The organism is Rhizobium sp. A22-96, assembly GCF_053521805.1.
In genome coordinates, this window is sequence record NZ_JBNWDQ010000001.1 from 338,379 (window position 1) to 357,550 (window position 19,172).

The 19,172-nt window shown below is 60.0% G+C and carries 17 protein-coding genes; 13 read left to right on the top strand and 4 right to left on the bottom strand.

Annotated features, from left to right (window positions below):
• Nucleotides 1-59: 59 nt before the first annotated feature.
• The gene (locus ACQZ6F_RS01505) at nt 60-764 is read right to left on the bottom strand and encodes a transcriptional regulator NanR (RefSeq protein ID WP_449095793.1); all 705 of its coding nucleotides are present in this window, start codon (nt 762-764) and stop codon (nt 60-62) included.
• Between the two features lie 185 nt (nt 765-949).
• Here ACQZ6F_RS01505 and oiaX point away from each other — a divergent pair, with 185 nt between their 5' ends.
• The 12 genes from oiaX (at nt 950) to ACQZ6F_RS01565 (ending at nt 15,077) form a co-directional block, all read left to right on the top strand.
• Complete coding sequence (gene oiaX, locus ACQZ6F_RS01510) at nt 950-2,209, top strand: 3-oxo-isoapionate-4-phosphate decarboxylase OiaX (RefSeq protein ID WP_449095733.1); 1,260 nt, start codon at nt 950-952, stop codon at nt 2,207-2,209.
• A 5-nt stretch (nt 2,210-2,214) separates the two neighbouring features.
• Entirely contained in the window at nt 2,215-3,549 is a 1,335-nt protein-coding gene (locus ACQZ6F_RS01515; RefSeq protein ID WP_449095734.1) for a four-carbon acid sugar kinase family protein, read from the top strand.
• Nucleotides 3,550-3,643: 94 nt separating this feature from the next.
• Entirely contained in the window at nt 3,644-4,471 is an 828-nt protein-coding gene (locus ACQZ6F_RS01520; RefSeq protein WP_068392700.1) for a phosphogluconate dehydrogenase C-terminal domain-containing protein, read from the top strand.
• 124 nt (nt 4,472-4,595) lie between these two features.
• On the top strand, nt 4,596-5,630 hold the full coding sequence (locus ACQZ6F_RS01525; protein WP_449095735.1) for a Gfo/Idh/MocA family protein: 1,035 nt from the start codon (nt 4,596-4,598) through the stop codon (nt 5,628-5,630).
• Nucleotides 5,627-7,510 carry a D-apionate lactonase gene (apnL, locus tag ACQZ6F_RS01530; RefSeq protein ID WP_449095736.1) on the top strand — a complete coding sequence of 628 codons (1,884 nt, stop codon included), beginning with the start codon at nt 5,627-5,629 and terminating at the stop codon, nt 7,508-7,510. Before ACQZ6F_RS01525 ends, apnL begins: the two co-directional genes overlap by 4 nt.
• A gap of 59 nt (nt 7,511-7,569) precedes the next feature.
• Complete coding sequence (locus tag ACQZ6F_RS01535; RefSeq protein ID WP_449095737.1) at nt 7,570-8,589, top strand: dihydroxyacetone kinase subunit DhaK; 1,020 nt, start codon at nt 7,570-7,572, stop codon at nt 8,587-8,589.
• On the top strand, nt 8,586-9,224 hold the full coding sequence (gene dhaL / locus ACQZ6F_RS01540; RefSeq protein WP_449095738.1) for a dihydroxyacetone kinase subunit DhaL: 639 nt from the start codon (nt 8,586-8,588) through the stop codon (nt 9,222-9,224). Before ACQZ6F_RS01535 ends, dhaL begins: the two co-directional genes overlap by 4 nt.
• A gap of 84 nt (nt 9,225-9,308) precedes the next feature.
• On the top strand, nt 9,309-10,562 hold the full coding sequence (locus ACQZ6F_RS01545; protein ID WP_449095739.1) for an ABC transporter substrate-binding protein: 1,254 nt from the start codon (nt 9,309-9,311) through the stop codon (nt 10,560-10,562).
• A 96-nt stretch (nt 10,563-10,658) separates the two neighbouring features.
• Nucleotides 10,659-11,558, top strand: a complete 900-nt coding sequence (locus ACQZ6F_RS01550; RefSeq protein WP_174074331.1) for a carbohydrate ABC transporter permease — start codon at nt 10,659-10,661, stop codon at nt 11,556-11,558.
• Nucleotides 11,559-11,578: 20 nt separating this feature from the next.
• Nucleotides 11,579-12,442 carry a carbohydrate ABC transporter permease gene (locus ACQZ6F_RS01555; protein WP_174074735.1) on the top strand — a complete coding sequence of 288 codons (864 nt, stop codon included), beginning with the start codon at nt 11,579-11,581 and terminating at the stop codon, nt 12,440-12,442.
• A 38-nt stretch (nt 12,443-12,480) separates the two neighbouring features.
• The gene (locus ACQZ6F_RS01560; RefSeq protein WP_449095740.1) at nt 12,481-13,995 is read left to right on the top strand and encodes a DUF5060 domain-containing protein; all 1,515 of its coding nucleotides are present in this window, start codon (nt 12,481-12,483) and stop codon (nt 13,993-13,995) included.
• Between the two features lie 17 nt (nt 13,996-14,012).
• Nucleotides 14,013-15,077: an ABC transporter ATP-binding protein gene (locus ACQZ6F_RS01565; protein ID WP_449095741.1), complete on the top strand. Its 1,065-nt coding sequence runs from the start codon at nt 14,013-14,015 to the stop codon at nt 15,075-15,077.
• A 24-nt stretch (nt 15,078-15,101) separates the two neighbouring features.
• On the opposite strand, the gene ACQZ6F_RS01570 is transcribed toward ACQZ6F_RS01565, so the two are convergent.
• Nucleotides 15,102-15,464: a hypothetical protein gene (locus ACQZ6F_RS01570; protein WP_077468167.1), complete on the bottom strand. Its 363-nt coding sequence runs from the start codon at nt 15,462-15,464 to the stop codon at nt 15,102-15,104.
• Nucleotides 15,465-15,740: 276 nt separating this feature from the next.
• On the opposite strand from ACQZ6F_RS01570, the gene ACQZ6F_RS01575 reads away from it, so the two are divergent.
• Nucleotides 15,741-16,058: a hypothetical protein gene (locus ACQZ6F_RS01575; RefSeq protein ID WP_449095742.1), complete on the top strand. Its 318-nt coding sequence runs from the start codon at nt 15,741-15,743 to the stop codon at nt 16,056-16,058.
• Nucleotides 16,059-16,075: 17 nt separating this feature from the next.
• Here the strand turns inward: ACQZ6F_RS01575 and ACQZ6F_RS01580 are convergent, their stop codons facing one another.
• Nucleotides 16,076-18,118 carry an oxidoreductase gene (locus tag ACQZ6F_RS01580; RefSeq protein WP_449095743.1) on the bottom strand — a complete coding sequence of 681 codons (2,043 nt, stop codon included), beginning with the start codon at nt 18,116-18,118 and terminating at the stop codon, nt 16,076-16,078.
• 74 nt (nt 18,119-18,192) lie between these two features.
• Nucleotides 18,193-19,104, bottom strand: a complete 912-nt coding sequence (locus ACQZ6F_RS01585) for a DMT family transporter (protein WP_077468164.1) — start codon at nt 19,102-19,104, stop codon at nt 18,193-18,195.
• Nucleotides 19,105-19,172: the final 68 nt, after the last annotated feature.

Here is a 19,172-nt window from a genome sequence, read left to right on the forward strand (position 1 = left end):
GCGACAGATATGCGCGCCTTGCCGAAAGTAGCACGGCGGCCGCGTCAAGCCGACTATGTCTATTTGGTATAGAGCGCGCGCGATCTTTCCAGGTGCTTCAGCACCGCCGCCTCGGCGCCATCGGCGTCGTTCTCAGCAAGCCGCCCGAGGATCTCCTCGTGCTCGACCAGCGTGAACTTCTCCTTACCGGTCCAGATCAGCATGTCCGTATGGTAGGCCTTCAGCCAGGCCAGCATGGCTTCGCTGACGGCAACAAAGATCGGATTGCCTGATATCTGGGCGATCCGTGTGTGAAACTGCATGTCGGCTGCGATGAATTCCTCGGCATGGCCGAGGGAATCGCGCTGACGTTCGATGATTTCCTTGAGGTCAGCGACATCTTTTTCGCTTGCGCGCGCTGCTGCTTCTCGCGCCATGCCACGTTCAAAGAAGATACGCGCGCTCTTCAGATGCTCCAGAGAGTCAGACGACTGCGACAGCATGATCTTCGCCGTCAGATCCACCTGGCGGAAAATCGACTGTGCCGTGAGCTGCAGCACCTTTGCCCGCTCACCGTGGGAGATATTCACCAGCCCCATATTGGCAAGCGACTGCATGGCCTCGCGTATCGCCGGCCGGCCAACGCCGAAACGCTCCATAAGGACACGTTCCGATGGCATTTCATCACCCGGCTTAAGTTCTCCCGATGTGATCAACCGCTCCAACCGGTCGAAGACTTCATCGGAAAGCTTCCGGCGTACAATTTGTTCGGCTGGCTGACCCATGGAACCCCGCTTGCTCAAAGCTCTGCCTCCCTTATGCATTTTTGCTTGGTGCGGCGGAAGCCCATATGGAACGGCTTGCCGGCTATCGAACAAAAAAATCGTTGCAGAAGTTGGGATACTCATTATACCAGATTACCAGTTTACGCCACGCGAAAATCGTCGGCGCAAGGAGCTATCAGCCACTTATGACCATCACCATCACCTATCGCATCGAAACACCGGGCAGCATCGAGGCGATGGCTAGCAAGATTGCCAGCGATCAATCCACCGGCACCTTCGTTGCAGTTCCCGGCGAAACGGAAGAGCTCAAGGCGCGCGTTGCCGCGCGAGTGATCGCGATCCGACCGCTTGCCGACGCTGCGCGGCCGACATGGCCCGAGGTCGCGGAAGGTCACGGCCCCATCCGTCGGGCTGATGTCGATATCGCCTTTCCGCTCGATGCCATCGGCACGGATCTTTCGGCGCTGATGACGATTGCCATCGGCGGTGTCTATTCGATCAAGGGCATGACCGGCATCCGCGTCGTCGATATGAAGCTGCCGGAAGCCTTTCGCGATGCCCATCCCGGTCCGCAATTCGGTGTTGCCGGCAGCATGCGGCTCACCGGCGTCAGCGGCCGCCCGATCATCGGCACGATCGTCAAGCCGGCGCTGGGATTGCGGCCACAAGAGACGGCAGTGCTCGTCAGCGAGTTGATCGGCTCGGGCGTCGACTTCATCAAGGACGACGAGAAGCTCATGAGCCCGGCCTATTCGCCGCTCAAGGAGCGTGTCGAGGCGATCATGCCGCTGATCCGCGATCACGAGCAGAAGACCGGCAAGAAGGTGATGTACGCTTTCGGTATTTCGCATGCCGACCCCGACGAGATGATGCGCAACCATGATCTGGTGCTGAAGGCCGGCGGCAATTGCGCCGTCGTCAACATCAACTCAGTCGGCTTCGGCGGCATGAGTTTTCTGCGTAAGCGTTCCGCGCTGGTATTGCACGCCCATCGCAATGGCTGGGATGTGCTCACCCGCCATCCCGGCGCCGGCATGGACTTTAAAGTCTACCAGCAGTTCTGGCGCCTGCTCGGCGTCGACCAATTCCAGATCAATGGCATTCGGGTCAAATACTGGGAGCCCGACGACAGCTTCGTCGAGTCCTTCAAGGCCATCAGCACGCCGCTCTTCGATCCATCCGATTGTCCCCTGCCCGTGGCCGGCTCAGGCCAGTGGGGAGGCCAGGCGCCGGAAACCTACCAGCGCACCGGGCGGACCACGGATCTCCTCTATCTCTGCGGCGGCGGCATCGTCAGCCATCCCTTCGGACCGGCGGCCGGCGTTCGTGCGATCCAACAGGCGTGGCAGGCCGCCGTTTCCGACATTCCGCTTGAGGACTACGCGAGGGATCATCCAGAGCTTGCCGCTTCGATCGCAAAATTCAGTGACGGCAAGGACGCTTGACCGCAATGTCAAATCTTCTTCTCAGCTATTATGGCGACGACTTCACCGGCTCGACCGATGTGATGGAGGCACTGGCTTCGAACGGCGTGCCGACGGTGCTGTTTCTCGGCATTCCGAGCGCCGCCATGCTGGAGCGTTTCAAGGATTGCCGCGCCATCGGCATCGCCGGCACCAGCCGCAGCGAGACGCCCGAATGGATGGAACGCCATCTGACGCCGATGTTTGCATGGCTGAAGAGCCTGAACGCCGCGATCTGTCACTACAAGGTCTGCTCGACATTCGATTCCAGCCCGAAGATCGGCAATATCGGCAAGGCCATCGAAATCGGCAGGGCGCTCTTTAATCCGTCAATCGTTCCGGTCGTCGTCGGCGCGCCGCAGCTTAGGCGCTATACCGCCTTCGGCCATCTCTTCGCCGCCTATCAGGGCCAGGTCTTCCGCATCGACCGCCATCCGGTCATGAGCCGCCACCCGGTCACCCCGATGGCCGAGGCCGATCTTGCTATTCATCTCCGCAAGCAGACATCCCTGCCCGTTAGCCTCGCCGATCTCACGACCATGGTGGCCCCGGACGCCGATGAGCGGATCGATGGGCTTGCAAGGGAGGGTGACGGCATCCTGCTCATGGACGTCGATAGCCAGGAAACGCAGGCAGCCGCCGGCCGCCAACTATGGCGCCTCAAAGGCAAAGGCAACGCCTTCGTCGCCGGCTCTTCCGGGGTCGAATATGCCCTGCTGAACGCCTGGCGCGAGCAAGGATTGATCGGGCCGAAGCCGGAATTCCAGCAGCCCGGCAAAGTCGAGCGTCTCGCCGTCGTCTCCGGCAGCGTCTCCCCCACGACCGAGCGACAAATTCGCCGGGCGACGACAAAGGGCTTCGAGGGGATCGCCGTCGACCCGCTGGAGTTGATCGGCGAAAATGCCGAGCGCGCACTGGAGACGGCGGCCAATGCTGGCGCTGCCAGCCTGAAGAAAGGCCGAAGCGTCATTCTCCATACGGCCCTTGGGCCTTCGGCTGATCGAGGCGGCGATATCGATCGCATTCCCGGCGCTCGCCATCGCCTCGGGCAGGCTCTTGGCATCCTCCTCCGGCGCTTGATCGAACAGGAAGGTCTCGGCCGCGCCGTTATCGCCGGCGGCGATACTTCGAGCCACGCATTACAGGAACTGCGCGTCGAGGCACTCACCACCCTTTTGCCATTGCCGCAAACCCCAGGATCACCGCTCTGCACTGCGCATGGCAGCTACGCACCGACAAACGGTTTGCAGATCGCCCTCAAGGGTGGACAGGTCGGGACTGATGATTACTTCGCGCAGATCCGCGACGGCAGAGGTTCGTAGCCGGAAGGCCATTTTCTGGTCGACATATTGGCATACTCATTGACTCATTATACCAGTTACGATATCACGATTTGAACGTGAACGAGGTGTTATCATGACTGCAATTGCTCTTTTCGGCGCCGGCGGCAAAATGGGCTACCGGCTCGCCAAGAATCTGAAAGGCTCGCGCTTCGACGTGCGCCATGTCGAGGTCGGCGACGCTGGCAAAGCGCGCCTTAAGAACGATCTTGCCATTGATTGCGTGCCGGCGGACGCAGCGCTCGATGGCGCTGATGTTGTCATCCTTGCGGTTCCGGATACGGCGATCGGCAAGGTTGCCGCCGGCATTGTCGACAAGCTCAAGCCCGGCACGATGGTCGTCGCTCTCGACGCCGCCGCGCCCTTTGCCGGCCATCTGCCGCAGCGCGCAGATCTCACCTATTTCGTCACCCACCCCTGCCACCCACCGATCTTCAACGATGAAACGGACATGCAGGCGAAGAAGGACCATTTTGGCGGCCTCTTCGCCAAGCAGCATATCGTTTCTGCTCTGATGCAGGGACCGGAAAGCGCCTATACGCTCGGCGAGGAAATCGCCAAGGTCATCTGGGCGCCGGTCATGCGCTCGCACCGCGTCACCGTCGAGCAGATGGCGATGCTGGAGCCCGGCCTTTCCGAGACGGTCTGCGCATCCCTGCTTGTCGTCATGCGTCAGGCGATGGATGAATGCGTCGCCCGCGGCGTGCCGGCGGAAGCCGCCCGCGACTTTCTGCTTGGTCATATGAACGTGCTCGGCGCGGTGATCTTCAAGGAAGTCGACGGTGTATTCTCCGATGCCTGCAACAAGGCAATCGAGTTCGGCATCCCCGCCTTGATGCGCGATGACTGGAAAAATGTCTTCGAACCACAGGAAATCGCCGCCAGCATCCAGCGCATTACCTGATGACATCCGAGGGAGGGCCTCTGGCCCTCCCTTCATCGCCTTGTCGGGAACTGCGCGTGTTTCGCACCCGGAAGGAGGCGACGAAACTGAGTGACATGAATGCAAATGACATAGGCAGGCTGACATGACAGACATCAAGGGCGCTTTGATCGGTTGCGGCTTCTTCGCGGTCAATCAGATGCACGCCTGGCAAAACGTCGACGGTGCCCATATCGTTGCGATCTGCGACCGCGATCCCGAGCGGCTGAAGATCGTCGGCGACCAGTTTGTCATTGAGCGCCGCTATGCCGATGCCGGCGCGATGTTTGCCGATGGCGGCTTCGATTTCGTCGATATCGCGACGACGGTGCAAAGCCACCGCGCGCTGGTGGAAATGGCCGCCGCTCACAAGATCCCGGCAGTCTGCCAGAAGCCCTTTGCAAAGACGCTTGATGATGCGAAGGCAATGGTGGAAGCCTGTGCACGAGCAGGCATTCCCCTCATGGTCCATGAGAATTTCCGCTGGCAGACGCCTATTCAAGCAGTGAAGAGCGTCCTGTTATCAGGGGCAATCGGCGAGCCCTTCTGGGGCCGCTTTTCCTTCCGCTCGGGCTACGACGTCTTTTCCGGCCAACCCTATCTGGCGGAAGGCGAGCGTTTCATCATCGAGGATCTCGGTATCCACACGCTCGATATTGCCCGCTTCATCCTTGGTGACGTCAGCTCGCTGACGGCCCGCACCAAACGGGTCAATCCGAAGATCAAAGGCGAAGATGTCGCTACCATCCTGCTCGATCACGAAAGCGGGGCGACATCGATCGTCGATGTCAGCTATGCCACCAAGCTCGCAACCGAGCCATTTCCGGAAACGCTGATCGAGCTTGATGGCACGAAGGGCACGATCCGGCTTTCCCAGGGCTATCGCCTGGAGGTCAATGGTCCTGACGGGCTGATCGTTTCCGACGCGTCACCTCGTCTTCTCCCTTGGGCTTCACGCCCATGGCACAACATCCAGAAGAGCGTTCTGGCGATTCAGCAACACTGGACTGATCGTCTGGCCGATGGCGGCGAGATCTCGACATCAGGCGCCGACAATCTCAAGACCCTGGCACTTGTCGAAGCAGCCTATGAGAGTGCGACTGGCGGACATGCCGTCGATATCGGAGCAATGCTGCGATGACGACGGACATCGATCCGTTTCCGCTGTACGGCACGTATGAAGCCGAAACGCCTGCGCTTCAATTGACGGCCGGCAAACTTGTCGTTGACTTCAAAAACGGCAACCTGTGCAGCATCAGCTATGGCGGCGCCGAGGTGCTCCGCGCAATCTCCTATCTCGTGCGCGATCGAGATTGGGGCACCTACGCTCCATACGTCGAAAATCTGCGCATACAGCAACAGCCGAACGGCTTCTCGGTCAGCTATCTGGCCCGCTACACCGGGCCGGATGATACCGAACTTGTCGTTGACGTACGGATCGCCGCGCAGGCGGGCGAGCCTCTGATCTTCGAAACGGAAGCCCTGTCTGCGACCGGTTTTGAAACGAACCGCTGCGGCTTCTGCGTCCTTCATCCAATCGTCGGCGTCGCGGGTATGCCAGTGTCGATCGAGCACGTCGATGGCGCTCGCGAAGATACGCATTTCCCGGACCTCATCGACCCGTGGCAGCCCTTCAAGGATATGCGCGCGATCACCCATCGCGTCACGCCGAGTGTCACGGCGGAATGCCGCATGGAGGGCGACACTTTCGAAATGGAAGACCAGCGCAACTGGTCGGATGCGTCCTACAAGACCTATGTCCGTCCCCTCGCCTTGCCGTGGCCCTATGAAATAGCGGCGGGCGAGCCGGTGCGGCAACGCGTTGTGCTGACCGTCGGCGAGATGAGCCGTTCACCGGCAAACCCGCTCCCTCCCTCCGAAAATACAGCGCCGATCAGCCTTGGCCTCACGGCAAGGTCAGGCATCATGCCTGCGATCGGGTTCACCATCACGCCGGAGGAAGCGGCTGCGACGCTCAGGGCTCGCGACAAGCTCGCCGAGATCGCGCCACAGGAACTGCTGTTCCACTTCGACCCGAATGTCGGCCATGGCGGTGAAGCCTTTAAATCCTTCGCTGCCATAGCGGCACTTCACGCCGGCAAATCAACTTTGGAAATCGCGCTGCCGTGCCGCCAGACGCCGCTTGCCGAAGCAAGCCAAATCGCGGCCTGGATGCACGCTGCCAACTTCGACCCCGATGCAATTGTTATTTCACCGTCCGTTGACCGGCAATCGACCCCGCCGGGCAGCAAATGGCCGGAATGCCCACCGCTGGAGAAGGTCTATTCGGCCGCACATGCAGCCTTTCCCGGCATGCGTCTGGGCGGCGGGATGCTCAGCTATTTCACGGAACTCAACCGCAAGCGCGTTCCCGCAGAACCGCTCGATTTCATTACTCATTGCACCAATCCCGTCGTGCACGCGGCCGATGACCTCAGCGTCATGCAGACGCTGGAGGCATTGCCCTTCATCACTCGTTCGGTGCGCGCCATCTATGGCAACAGGCCCTATCGCATCGGCCCTTCGACCATACCCATGCGACAGAACCCCTATGGCAGCCGGACAATGGACAATCCTGACGGCGCACGCATTGCCATGGCCAATGCGGACCCCCGCCACAATGCCCGCTTCGGCGAAGCTTTTGCTTTCGGCTATGCCGCTCGCGTGCTTGATGCCGAGCTGGAGTGCCTGACGCTTTCCGCACTGACCGGACCTTTCGGCCTCATCGCCGGCGACAACGAGCCGTCGCCAGCAGGCGCCAATCGCCCGATTTTCGACTCGATCGCGACGCTTGCCCGTCTTGCCGGCGGCCGCTGGCGCGAGTGCCTGTCGTCCGACCCATCCTCCGTGCTCGCCTTCGTCACCGCACGCACCGGCACGCAACGAGAATTGCATCTGGTCAACATCACCCCTGCCCCGCGCCGTATCGAGCTCGGAGCCCTTCGCCTCGCTGATCACCCCGGAAGGGACATCCTTACACTGCGAGCCTATGAGGTGGCTTCCATGAGTTTGATGGATTGACCTGAACTCGCAGACGCGCATGTTAGTCCTAACAATCGCAGTGATTTGGGAGGACCGGCGTGAAGACGAAGAAATTGATCAACGAGGGTGCTGCCGCCGTCGACGAGATGCTGGCGGGCATCCTGGCAGCCCATCCACGACACCTGCGCGCCCTCGATGGATCGCCACGCTCGATCGTGGCGAAGCACGGACCGCGACCCGGCAAGGTCGGCATGGTCATCGGCGGCGGTTCGGGGCATGAACCGAGCTTCCTCGGTTTCGTCGGCAAGGGACTTGCCGATGCAGCCGCGATCGGCAACGTCTTTGCCTCGCCGCCGCCCGACCCGATCATCGAATGTGCCAAGGCCGTCGACGGTGTCGTCGGCGTACTGTTCCTCTATGGCAATTATGCCGGCGACGTCATGAATTTCGACATGGCGGCAGAAATGCTTGCCATGGATGATCTCGAGGTCCGTACGGTCGTCACGACCGATGATATCGCTTCCGCATCGCCGGATCAGAAAGAGCGGCGTCGCGGTGTCGCGGGGAATGTCTTCGTCTTCAAGGCTGCGGGTGCCGCCTGCGATATGATGTATGGCTTCGACGAGGTCGAACGCGTTGCGCGCTGGGCCAATGAGCGGACGTTTACGATGGGCGTCGCGCTCTCCCCCTGCTCCCTTCCGCAGACTTTGAAGCCCAATTTCGAACTCGGGGCCGATGAAATGGAGATCGGCATGGGTATTCATGGCGAGCCAGGCATTGCGCGTGGCCCGCTGAAACCGGCGGATGAGGTGGTGGACGAACTGGTCGGCAAGATCCTGCGCGAGATGAAGCCCGCGCGCGGCGATCGCGTTGCCGTGCTCGTCAATTCGCTGGGCTCGACGCCGTTGATGGAGCTCTACATCCTGATGCGCAAGGTGAAGTTGATGCTCGACGATGCGGGCTTGGTTATCCATCTGTCGCTGGTCGGCAACTACTGCACCTCGCTGGAAATGGCCGGCGCCTCGATCACGCTGATGCATCTCGATGACGAGCTCCAGCGACTGATCGACCATCCCTGCGATTGCGCCATGTTCCGCTCCGGCGAGGCTCTGCAATGACTGTTGCGACTGTGGAAGACCTGAAATCGCTGTTTACTGATATCGCCGAGGCTATGGCACGTGAAAAGGATCGCCTCTGCGAGCTTGATGGCGTGATCGGCGATGCGGATCACGGTATCGCCATGGAACTTGGCTTTGCGGCCGCCGCCAAGGCCGTTTCTGAGCTTGATGTAGCGGCCGATCCGACGCTCGTGTTTAACACGGCCGCCAAATCATTCCTCAACGCGGTCGGCGCTTCCTCCGGTCCGCTTTATGCAACCGCGCTCATGCGGGCAGGAGCATCCGCGAAGGGCAAAACGTCTTTGAACGATGACGACATGGTCGAGATCGTTGCGGCCTTCGCCAAGGGAATTCAGGATCGCGGCAAGGCCGAGGTCGGCGAGAAGACGATGGTCGATGCTTGGGCGCCCGCAGCGATAGCTTGCCGAGCCGCCCGTGATCAGGGCCAGCCTCTTGCCGCCTGCCTGACCGCCGCTCTGGAGGCCGGGAAAGCGGGAGCGGAAGCAACAAAGGGGATGATTGCCGCAAAAGGCCGCTCATCTCGACTTGGTGACCGCGCCCTGGGCCATATGGACCCAGGAGCCGCTTCGGCCGTCGTCGTGATATCGTGCCTGCATGCACATTTCTCGCCATAGTGATGATGAACTCATCATACCAGTTGACATGTTGACAACTATTTGCCAAAACCGCCCTCAGCTTTGCTCGGAGGAGGATGGGAGATGGCTATCAGCTATGGATATGCGCGTTGGTTCGGCGCAGTTACGATTGCCGCGGCAGCGCTGGCGGCAACCAATGCCGCTGCAGAAGACCTGACGCTATGGACGCTGAATTTTGACAATGGCGGCGCCAACACCGCCCTCAAGAAGGTGGCGAGCGACTTCGAAGCCGCCAATCCCGGTACCCATATCCAGATCGTCCAGCGTGGCGTCGATGAACACAAGACCGCCCTTCGCGTGGCCGCCGGTTCCAGCAAAGGTCCGGATATCTATTTCAGCTGGGCCGGTCTCGGTCTCGGCGGCGAATATGTGAAGGCCGGCCTGTCGCTGCCGCTCGACAAATATTACACCCAGTACAAATGGAACGACGAGCTGCTCCCGTCGGCAGCCGCTTTTGCCGATCTCTATCCGGGCGGCAAGCATGGCGTTCCCTTCACCTTCAAGGGTGAGGCCATCTATTACAACAAGAAGCTCTTCCAGAAGGCTGGCATTACTGAGGCGCCGAAGACCTACGAAGAGCTGCTCGCCGACGCGGAGAAGCTTAAGACCGCCGGCATTCCGGCCTTCACCTTCGGCGGTTCGGTCAACTGGCATGTCATGCGCCTGATGGACGTACTGCTCGAAACCAAATGCGGCGCCGACAAGCACGATGCTCTGATGGCCATGAAGACCGATTGGACCAAGGAGCCCTGCGCGACCGACGCCTTCACCGAATTCGCCAAATGGACCAGTGACTACACGCTGAAGCCCTTCATGGGCATCAGCAACCAGCAGTCCTATACGCTATTCGTCGCCGGCCGTGCTGCGATGATGCTGGAAGGCGACTGGCTTGTCAGCCAGTTGAGCGGCAGCGGCGTCAACCTCGACGATTACGGCGTCGTGCCGTTCCCGACGAACACCAACCGGCTCTATGGCTTTGCCGAATACAACTACGTCAGCACCAAGAGCAAAAATCCGGACCTCGCCGCCAAGTTCCTCGATTATTTCCTGTCGACCAAGGTCCAGCAGGATCTTGTCGGGCAGATCAGCTCGATCTCGGTCAACAAGAACGTCCAATATGCCAACCAGAAGCCGCTGGAAGCAAAGTGGCTGGATATCTTCAAGACCTACGGCAAGGTCTATATGAACGGTGACCAGGCATTCCCGCTTGATGTGACCACCGAATATTTCCGGGTTATCAACGATGTCGCAGCCGGCAATATCAAGCCGGCTGATGCTGCCAAGCAGCTGCAGACCTTCATCTCGGGCCGCACCTGATCCTTCGAGGGAGGTCGCCGACCGGATCAATGATTACGGTCGACGGCTTCCCTCGCATCGGTGCCCATGCGCCAGCCGCCGCCGGGAGCTATCAGAATGTCACTCCGCAACAGAACCCATGATCCCCGCGTCCAGGCATTGATCCTGCTCGCCCCGGCCATGCTGATCTACGCGATCTTCGCGCTCTATCCCATGTTGAACGTGGTCGTGCTGAGCTTCCAGAAATGGAACGGCCTCGATCCCCAACGCCCATTCGTCGGTTTGGCGAACTATCAGTATATTTTCACGCAAGATCCCGTTTTCTGGGTCGCCTTCCGGAACACTGTCATCTGGACGATCATGTGCGTGGTCTTTCCGCCGATCGTCGGGCTGCTGCTGGCACTTAGCCTCAACCAGAAGATTTTCGCACGCAACACCTTCCGCGCCATCTTCTACCTTCCTGTCATCATCGCGCCCATCGCGGTCGCGACCATGTGGAAGTGGATGTACGACCCCTTCTTCGGCCTTTTCACCGAGATCCTGACCTCGATGGGGCTGCAGAGCTGGATCCAGGATTGGCTCGGAGACAAGAGCGTCGCGCTCTACTCCGTCTTTGTCGCCTATCTCTGGCAATCGGTCGGCTTTTCCATGGTGCTGTTTCTCGCCGGCCTGCAGAATGTTTCGCAGACGCTGGTCGAGGCCGCGCGCATCGATGGTGCCGGGCGCTGGAATATTTTCAGATATGTCACGCTGCCGGCACTCCGCACCACGCTCACCATTGTGCTGGTGCTGTCGGTCATCTCGTCGCTGAAAGCCTTCGATATCGTTTACGGCCTGACCGGTGGCGGACCGGCGCAATCCACGCAGATGCTGGCGCTCTGGGCCTTTACCCAGGCGATGCAGATCTTCGATTTCGGCCGCGGCGCAGCCATTTCCGTCGTCCTCCTGCTGATCACCATCGTCGTCGTCATTCCCTATCTGCGCTGGACGCAAAAGCATGAGGAGGCCGAACAATGACGGCAACATCGGCCACATCTATGTCCGGCGACTTCGAAACCATTGCGGTCGCAAAACGCAAGCGTGACCCCATCCTGATCGCCTTGTGGATCGCGCTGCTTGTCGTCGCGCTGATCTGGCTTGCCCCCTTCATCTTCATCGTCTTCACCTCGCTGAAAACGCAGGCTGACGTGACGACGACCGGCGCATTCATGCCTCCGCTCAATCCTGCTTTCGGAAACTATGAGAGCGCCTGGGGCCGGGGCAATTTTGCCAGTGCCTTCCTCAACAGCGCCATCATCACCGTCATCAAGGTGCCGCTCGGGCTGATCCTGTCGGCGATGGCGGCCTATGCTCTCGCCAAGATCCGCCTGCGGTTCGGCAAGGCGCTGCTGCTTCTTGTCGTCTTCGGCACGATGATCCCCTTTCAGGTGATGTTGGCGCCGCTGTTCACGCTGGTCAATTCACTCGGCCTGATCGACACCTATCCCGGCGTCATCCTGCCCTACATCGCCTTCGGTGTACCTTATCAGGTCTTTATTCTGCATGGCTTCTTCCGGGGCATTCCGAAGGAATTGTCCGAGGCGGCGTTGATCGATGGCGCCAGTCATTTCACCATCTTCCGCCGGATATTCCTGCCGGTCTGCCTGCCGGTGCTCGCCGCCCTGCTCATCCTGGATTTCGTCTCCACATGGAATGAATTCGCGATGGCGCTGGTGCTGCTGCAGGATCAACACATGTGGACGCTGCCTCTCGGGCTCATGTCCTTTCAGGGTCAGTTTTCCAATGATTACGGGCAGTTGAACGCCGCAATTGTCATGACCGTGCTGCCGGCAACCATCGTTTATCTGATCTTCCAGCGCTACTTCGTCTCCGGCCTTACCTCCGGCGCCGTCAAGGGCTGAACAGTCAAACTACTCATAGATCTTCCGAGGAGAATATCATGTCCAATGCGTCCGTCGAAAAATGGGGTGTCTTCGAAGCGGCTTTCAACGGCCCTTCGGGCGGCAATCCCTATCTCGATGTGGCATTCGATGCCGTTTTCAGCCAGCACAGCCGGGAGGTCCGCGTACCCGGCTTCTACGATGGCGACGGCACCTATCGCGTTCGTTTCATGCCCGACAACGAGGGGGAATGGTCGTTCCGCACGCGCTCGAAAACCACGGAGCTTGATGGCAAGACCGGCTCTTTCGTCGCCACCGCGCCTTCGGCGGGCAATCACGGCCCGGTGCATGTGCGCAACAAGTTCCACTTCGCGTATGCCGACGGCAAGCCTTTCCTCTCATTTGGCACCACCTGCTATGCCTGGACGCATCAGCCGCTCGATATGCAAGCGCAAACGCTCGAGACCTTGAAGCAGGCACGCTTCAACAAGATCCGCATGGGTGTGTTCCCCAAGGATTATCCCTACAACGTCAACGAACCGCTTTACCCCTGCTTCGAAAAGGGCGCTGACGGCAAGGAGGACTTTGACAGGCCCAATCCCATCCTCTTCCGCCATTTCGAGCAGCAGGTCGCAGCTCTCTGCGAGTTAGGCATCGAAGCCGACCTCATCATGTTCCACCCCTATGATCGCTGGGGCTATGCCGACATGTCGGCCGAGCAGGACTTCCGCTATGTCGCCTATCTCGCGGCGCGCCTTGCCGCCTATCGCAACGTCTGGTGGGCGCTTGCCAACGAGTATGACTTCCTCCTCGATACGAAGCCCATGTCGCAATGGGACCGCTACTTCCATATCCTCGAAGAGAACGACCCTTACGGTCACCTGAAATCCATCCATAATGGCGAAGCGACGATGAATTTCGATCATCGCAAGCCGTGGGTAACGCATACATGCATCCAGAACTGGGATGTAAAGCGGACCCAGGAATGGCGCGACGCCTACGGTAAGCCCGTCGTCAACGACGAGCCGGAATATGAAGGCAACATCATCCAGTCCTGGGGCAATCTGACCGCGCAGGAACTGGTGCATCGCTTCTGGATCACCACGACGCGTGGCGGCTATGCAGGCCATGGCGAAACCTATTCGCATCCGGAGGATCTGATCTGGTGGGCCAAGGGTGGCGAGCTTCGTGGCGAAGCCTGGAAGCGCATCGGCTTCCTGCGCGAGTTGCTGGAGCAGGATGTCGTCAACGGACTCGAACCGATGGCAGGAGCTGGCGAATGGCCCTGGACGCGCGTCTCCGGCGCCCGCGATGGTGATGTCAGCTACATCTATCTCGGCGAACACCAGCCGGTCGTCTGGTCGACGGGCCTGCCCAAGGACGGCACGGATTACGAGGTCGACATCATCGACACATGGGAAATGACGATTAGGCCCGCCAAGAAGGTGGAGGCGCCGATCCCCCACCCGACGCGCCACGGCGCAATCGTTCGTGGTGGCAAGGCGGATGCGGCCTTCGGCGTCGAATTGCCGGGCAAGCCTTACCAGGCGCTGCGCATTCGTAAGAAGCACTGATTTAGAGGAAGAATTTCATGTCCGGATTGACCATCAAGAACGTCAGGAAGTCTTACGGCGCGATCAACATCATCCATGGCGTCGATGTCGAAATCTCGGACGGCGAATTCGTAATTCTCGTCGGCCCATCGGGCTGCGGCAAGTCAACCTTGCTGCGCATGATCGCGGGACTGGAAGATATTACCGGCGGCGAGATCTCGATCGGCGAGCGGGTCGTCAACGACCTGCCGCCGAAGGATCGCGACATCGCGATGGTGTTTCAGAACTACGCGCTCTACCCGCAAATGACTGTGGCGGAAAATATGGGCTTTGCGCTGCAGCTTGCAGGAGCCAAGCGTGCCGAGATCGACCGCAAGGTCGGCGAGGCCGCCAACATTCTCGGGCTGCAGCCATTGCTCGGCCGCAAGCCCGCCCAGCTCTCAGGCGGCCAGCGCCAACGCGTCGCCATGGGCCGTGCCATCGTTCGCGATCCAAAGGTCTTCCTTTTCGACGAGCCGCTTTCCAATCTCGATGCGAAGCTGCGCGTGAAAATGCGCGCCGAGATCAAAGCCCTGCATCAGCGCCTGAAGACGACCATTGTCTATGTCACGCATGACCAGATCGAAGCCATGACCATGGCGGACAAGATTGTCGTGCTACAAGGCGGGAAAGTGGAGCAGGTCGGCTCGCCGCTCGAACTCTACGACCGCCCGAAGAATGTATTCGTTGCGGGCTTTCTGGGCTCGCCGGCGATGAACTTCCTCGAAGGCAGGATCACAGGCGATGCCACGCCGACACTCACCCTGCCCTCGGGAACGCGCATCGCTCTCTCCAACGCCCCTGCCCAGGCTGCAGATCGGGATGTCATCGTCGGCATTCGCCCCGAAGATATCGCCTTTGCCACAGATGATGGCACCTCTGCCACCGTGATGGTCGTCGAGCCAACCGGCTCCGAAACGCATGTCGCGCTTGATCTGGAAGGCAAGGAACTCACCTGGGTGATGAGAGAACGTACCGAGCTCACACCGGGCCAGACCGTTCGGATCTCTCTGTCATCGCCCAACCTTCATTTCTTCGACAAGGTCAGTCAGCTGCGGCTGTAAATTGCCCGAAGTGCTGTGCGCGGATCATTGCGGACTGCGCTTGCGCGCGTCACTCATGACCGAGAAGACCCGTTTGATAAACGCATCGCCATCGAACTGGCGCGCGGCACCCTCGGCGACATGTTCGGGGCGATCGAAGATGAAGGCTTCGAGGTTCACGACCGGCAGCTTCAATCTCGTGCGCACCTGGCCAATCATCGCCGTATGCGTGATCACCACCTGGCAGCCGTTAGGCCCGATCCATTCTTGAATGCCGGTCGCCGGCATCGATGCCACCGTCAACCCCTGCTCTGACAGGACGGAACCGATGCGAGAAGCGACCTGCTGATTATCCAGACAGATCAGGACATCGGTCTGCGAAGGGGACGGCGAATTGTCTGAATGCATCAAGCTGCCTCTCGTTCAAGCTGAGGCAAATATACCGATTCGCATGTGAAACGGTGTTATGAGTTGTTACATTTTGTTGCAGCTTCATGACGGCCCGGCTGGCGACGCCCAGTTGCGCATGACTAAAAGAATACGCCGCAACATAACAACACACACGCGATCCCCGAATCCTGATTTCCTCAATTCATCGAGACGGAAATATAAGGGCCGGCATTGCGAGAACATTACGATGGGGGATCAGGGCGTGCCATAATCGCAGGTGGCGCATTCAGATGCGTGCGGCGCTGTTTTGCCAGGCGCACCCGTCTCTGGGCCGGCGCCATCATCTGCAATGCCGCCTTCAGCCTTATCGGCGCCGGCCCGCGCCAGTTCATACTCTTCAACATGCTGATATTGCTGACACTTTCGGCGAGGTCTTTTCACGATATGACCCGCGCCGAAAGCTCTTCATCCCGCGATGACACATCTCCCGTCACAGCCCGCTGGAAGCCGCTGATCCTATATGTGATGGACTTGCTCGTCGCATGCTACGCGGTGACTGTCTTTATCGACAATCTGGCCACGGCACCAACCTTGGTCGACACGCTGCGCTGACCACCATGCCCAAGACGTTACAACAAGGAGCAGTAACGTAGCGCATCGTAGATGGCGGCGTGGATGTTGCGGCTCGCAATCGCATCACCGATACGGATCAGATCGAAGTTGCCGGCCGCATTTCTTTCCGGCAATGGCGCGCGGCGTGCAATCAAGGCCGGATAGTCGACGGCCCCGAGATTGCGCGACAGCGGCTTCAGCTCGAGATAAAGCTCGTCATTGGCCACGGTGCCATGCTCCACCACCACCTGGGAAACCCGCCGCTCCCATTGCGTCTTTTCGGAGAAATCGGAGCCGAGAACCGCCACCAGCGCGTTGCCGTCGCGCCGCACCGATTTCAGTCGGGTGTTGATGGTGACGCGCACATTCTTTTCGGCAAAGGCCTTCGCGTAGGGCACATGGTTCATGCCGCCCATTTCAGGCGCGAAGAAACGTTCTGGCGAGACAAGCTCCAGCTCGGCGCCGCCATTGGCGATGACTTCGGCCGCCGACATGCCCGGATGGCCGCCATTGTCGTCATAGAGCAGGACCTGCCCTTCAGACTTCACGGCGCCGGCGAGAATATCCCATGAGGAGGTGACAAGAGCATCGCCGCTATCCAGTTCGGGCAACTGCGCAATGCCGCCCGTCGCCACCACGACGAGATCGGGTTCGAAGGCCATGACCTCATCCGCTCCGGCATAGACATCATAATGGATGGTGACGCCGAGGCGTTCCAACTCAGCCAATCGCCAATCGATGATCCCGATCATTTCCTTGCGGCGGGGATTGCGGGTCAGCAGATTGACTTGGCCGCCGGCTTTGCCGCTTGCCTCAAGCACGTCAACTGTGTGACCGCGTTCAGCAAGAACACGAGCCGCCTCCAGACCTGCAGGTCCGGCACCGATGACCACGACCTTTCGCGACACTGCTGCCCGCTCGATCTCATGCGGCATCTCGGCCTCGCGGCTGGTCGCCGCATTGTGAATACAGAGCGCCTCGCCGCCCTCGTAGATCCTGTCAAGACAGTAGGTGGCGCCGACGCAAGGGCGGATATGTGCCTCCTGCCCGGACATGATCTTTTTGACGATATGCGGGTCGGCGATATGGGCACGGGTCATGCCGACCATATCGAGCTTGCCTTCCGCGATTGCATGGCGGGCGGTCGCGACATCGCTGATACGGGCGGCATGGAAAACCGGGAACTTGGTCGCCGCCCTTACCTCGCCGGCAAAATCCAGATGCGGTGCAGATGCCATGCCCTGGATCGGAATGACATTGTTGAGCGCCGCGTCACTTTCGATATGGCCGCGAATGATGTTGAGAAAGTCGATATTGCCCGAGGCAACCAGCCGCCGCGCGATCTCGACACCCTCCTCTCGCGAAAGCCCCTTCTCCCAATCCTCATCGGCCACGAGCCGGATGCCAACGATGAAGTCCGGCCCGACCGCCTTGCGGATGGCCGCCGTCATCATCATCGAAAAGCGCATGCGGTTGTCGAGCGAACCGCCGAACTCGTCCTCGCGCCTGTTCGTCGCCGGCGACCAGAAGCCATCAGTCAAATGGCCGTAGGCTTCAATTTCTATACCATCGAGGCCGGCATCCTGCATACGCTGGGCTGCCGCGGCGAAATCCGCGATGATGCGCTCGATATCCCATTCCTCGGCCGCTTTCGGAAAGGCGCGGTGCGCCGGCTCGCGGATCGGCGACGGCGCCAGCACCGGCAGCCAGTCTCCCTTGTTCCAGCCGGTGCGGCGGCCAAGATGGGTCAACTGGATCATGACGGCGGCACCATACTCATGACAGTCGTCGGTCAGCTTCTTCAGCCACGGAACGATCTCGTCGCGATAGGCATGGAGGTTGCCGAAGGAAGGCGGCGAATCCGGTGAGACGACTGCCGAGCCCGCGGTCATGGTCAGCGCGATGCCGCCCTTCGCCTTCTCGCGATGGTAGAGCCTGTATCGATCTGTCGGCATGCCGTCTTCCGAATAGGCCGGCTCATGTGCCGTCGACATGATGCGGTTCTTCAACGTGAGGTGCTTGAGTTGATAGGGCTGGAGCAAGGGGTCGTTGGAGGTCATATCGTTTTCATCGCTTCTGTGAAATCGAGGCTCAAGCCGCTATCTTTGCCGAGACGCGGGCCGATGGCTATAGCCTATTCCGCGGGCACACGGACACGGCGCCCATGCCGGAGATCGACGGCCGTATGCCAGACGATCGTCGCGAAGATGATCGCCCCGCCGATGAACGTGGCCACAGGCGGCGTCTCCGAAAAGAACAGCCAGACCCAGAACGGGGTCAGCACGATCTCCATCGAACTAATCAGGGCCGCGTCGGCCGCCGGCATTCGCCTGGAGCCGAAGAGGAAAAGAACGAAGGCGAGCGCGAAATTCGTCGCCCCGAAGGCAGCCAGCAGCAGCCAGTCGTTGACATCAACCGAGCTTGTCGAGGCGAAGGGCACGAAGATAACGAATGTCAGCAGCCCACTGACAACGCTCGACGGCAGGATCGGAATGCTACGATCCATGCGCGGGATGACGATAATGAGAGCGAAGGTGACAGTCATGCCAAGCGCCAGCAGATCGCCGATGCCTGTGCCGCCACCGATCGACGACGCTACGATAACGGCGACGCCGATGAGGCAGATGCCGCCGGCAATCAACGTTCGCTTCGCCACCCGCTCCTTCAGCATGGACCAGCTGAGAAACGCGGCGATGAATGGCGCCGTTGCATAGATCATGGTCACATTGGCGACCGTGGTCATATAAAGCGCGCCGATGAAGCAAGCCTGGCTTATCATCTGGCAGGCGAGCATCGCCAGGCCGGCCGGATGGAAGATCGAGGCCCATTGCCGCCTGGAAAACCCGCCTTCGAGGAAAAAGCTGGGAATCAGCAGGAACAGGCCACCGAACAGTGATCGCCAGGCGATCGTCGTCCAGATATCCGTGGTCAGAAGGCGTGCGTAGATGCCGCTGCAGCTCCACGCAAGCATTGCTGTAGCCACGAGTACAACGCCCCTCTCATAATCGCTGGCAAAAGCGGAGCGGGCCGGAAACTGGAATGTCATGTAATGGACTCAGTGAGGAAACCGAAGGAACGGCTCCTGTTTGCGCCGATATTTGACATCAGGCAAAC

Excerpts from the sequence above, each read along its gene's own strand:
- ACQZ6F_RS01505 (WP_449095793.1), bottom strand. The coding sequence starts at position 764 with ATGGGTCAGCCAGCCGAACAAATTGTACGCCGGAAGCTTTCCGATGAA.
- oiaX (WP_449095733.1), top strand. The coding sequence starts at position 950 with ATGACCATCACCATCACCTATCGCATCGAAACACCGGGCAGCATCGAG.
- ACQZ6F_RS01515 (WP_449095734.1), top strand. The coding sequence starts at position 2,215 with ATGTCAAATCTTCTTCTCAGCTATTATGGCGACGACTTCACCGGCTCG.
- ACQZ6F_RS01520 (WP_068392700.1), top strand. The coding sequence starts at position 3,644 with ATGACTGCAATTGCTCTTTTCGGCGCCGGCGGCAAAATGGGCTACCGG.
- ACQZ6F_RS01525 (WP_449095735.1), top strand. The coding sequence starts at position 4,596 with ATGACAGACATCAAGGGCGCTTTGATCGGTTGCGGCTTCTTCGCGGTC.
- apnL (WP_449095736.1), top strand. The coding sequence starts at position 5,627 with ATGACGACGGACATCGATCCGTTTCCGCTGTACGGCACGTATGAAGCC.
- dhaL (WP_449095738.1), top strand. The coding sequence starts at position 8,586 with ATGACTGTTGCGACTGTGGAAGACCTGAAATCGCTGTTTACTGATATC.
- ACQZ6F_RS01545 (WP_449095739.1), top strand. The coding sequence starts at position 9,309 with ATGGCTATCAGCTATGGATATGCGCGTTGGTTCGGCGCAGTTACGATT.
- ACQZ6F_RS01550 (WP_174074331.1), top strand. The coding sequence starts at position 10,659 with ATGTCACTCCGCAACAGAACCCATGATCCCCGCGTCCAGGCATTGATC.
- ACQZ6F_RS01555 (WP_174074735.1), top strand. The coding sequence starts at position 11,579 with ATGTCCGGCGACTTCGAAACCATTGCGGTCGCAAAACGCAAGCGTGAC.
- ACQZ6F_RS01560 (WP_449095740.1), top strand. The coding sequence starts at position 12,481 with ATGTCCAATGCGTCCGTCGAAAAATGGGGTGTCTTCGAAGCGGCTTTC.
- ACQZ6F_RS01565 (WP_449095741.1), top strand. The coding sequence starts at position 14,013 with ATGTCCGGATTGACCATCAAGAACGTCAGGAAGTCTTACGGCGCGATC.
- ACQZ6F_RS01570 (WP_077468167.1), bottom strand. The coding sequence starts at position 15,464 with ATGCATTCAGACAATTCGCCGTCCCCTTCGCAGACCGATGTCCTGATC.
- ACQZ6F_RS01580 (WP_449095743.1), bottom strand. The coding sequence starts at position 18,118 with ATGACCTCCAACGACCCCTTGCTCCAGCCCTATCAACTCAAGCACCTC.
- ACQZ6F_RS01585 (WP_077468164.1), bottom strand. The coding sequence starts at position 19,104 with ATGACATTCCAGTTTCCGGCCCGCTCCGCTTTTGCCAGCGATTATGAG.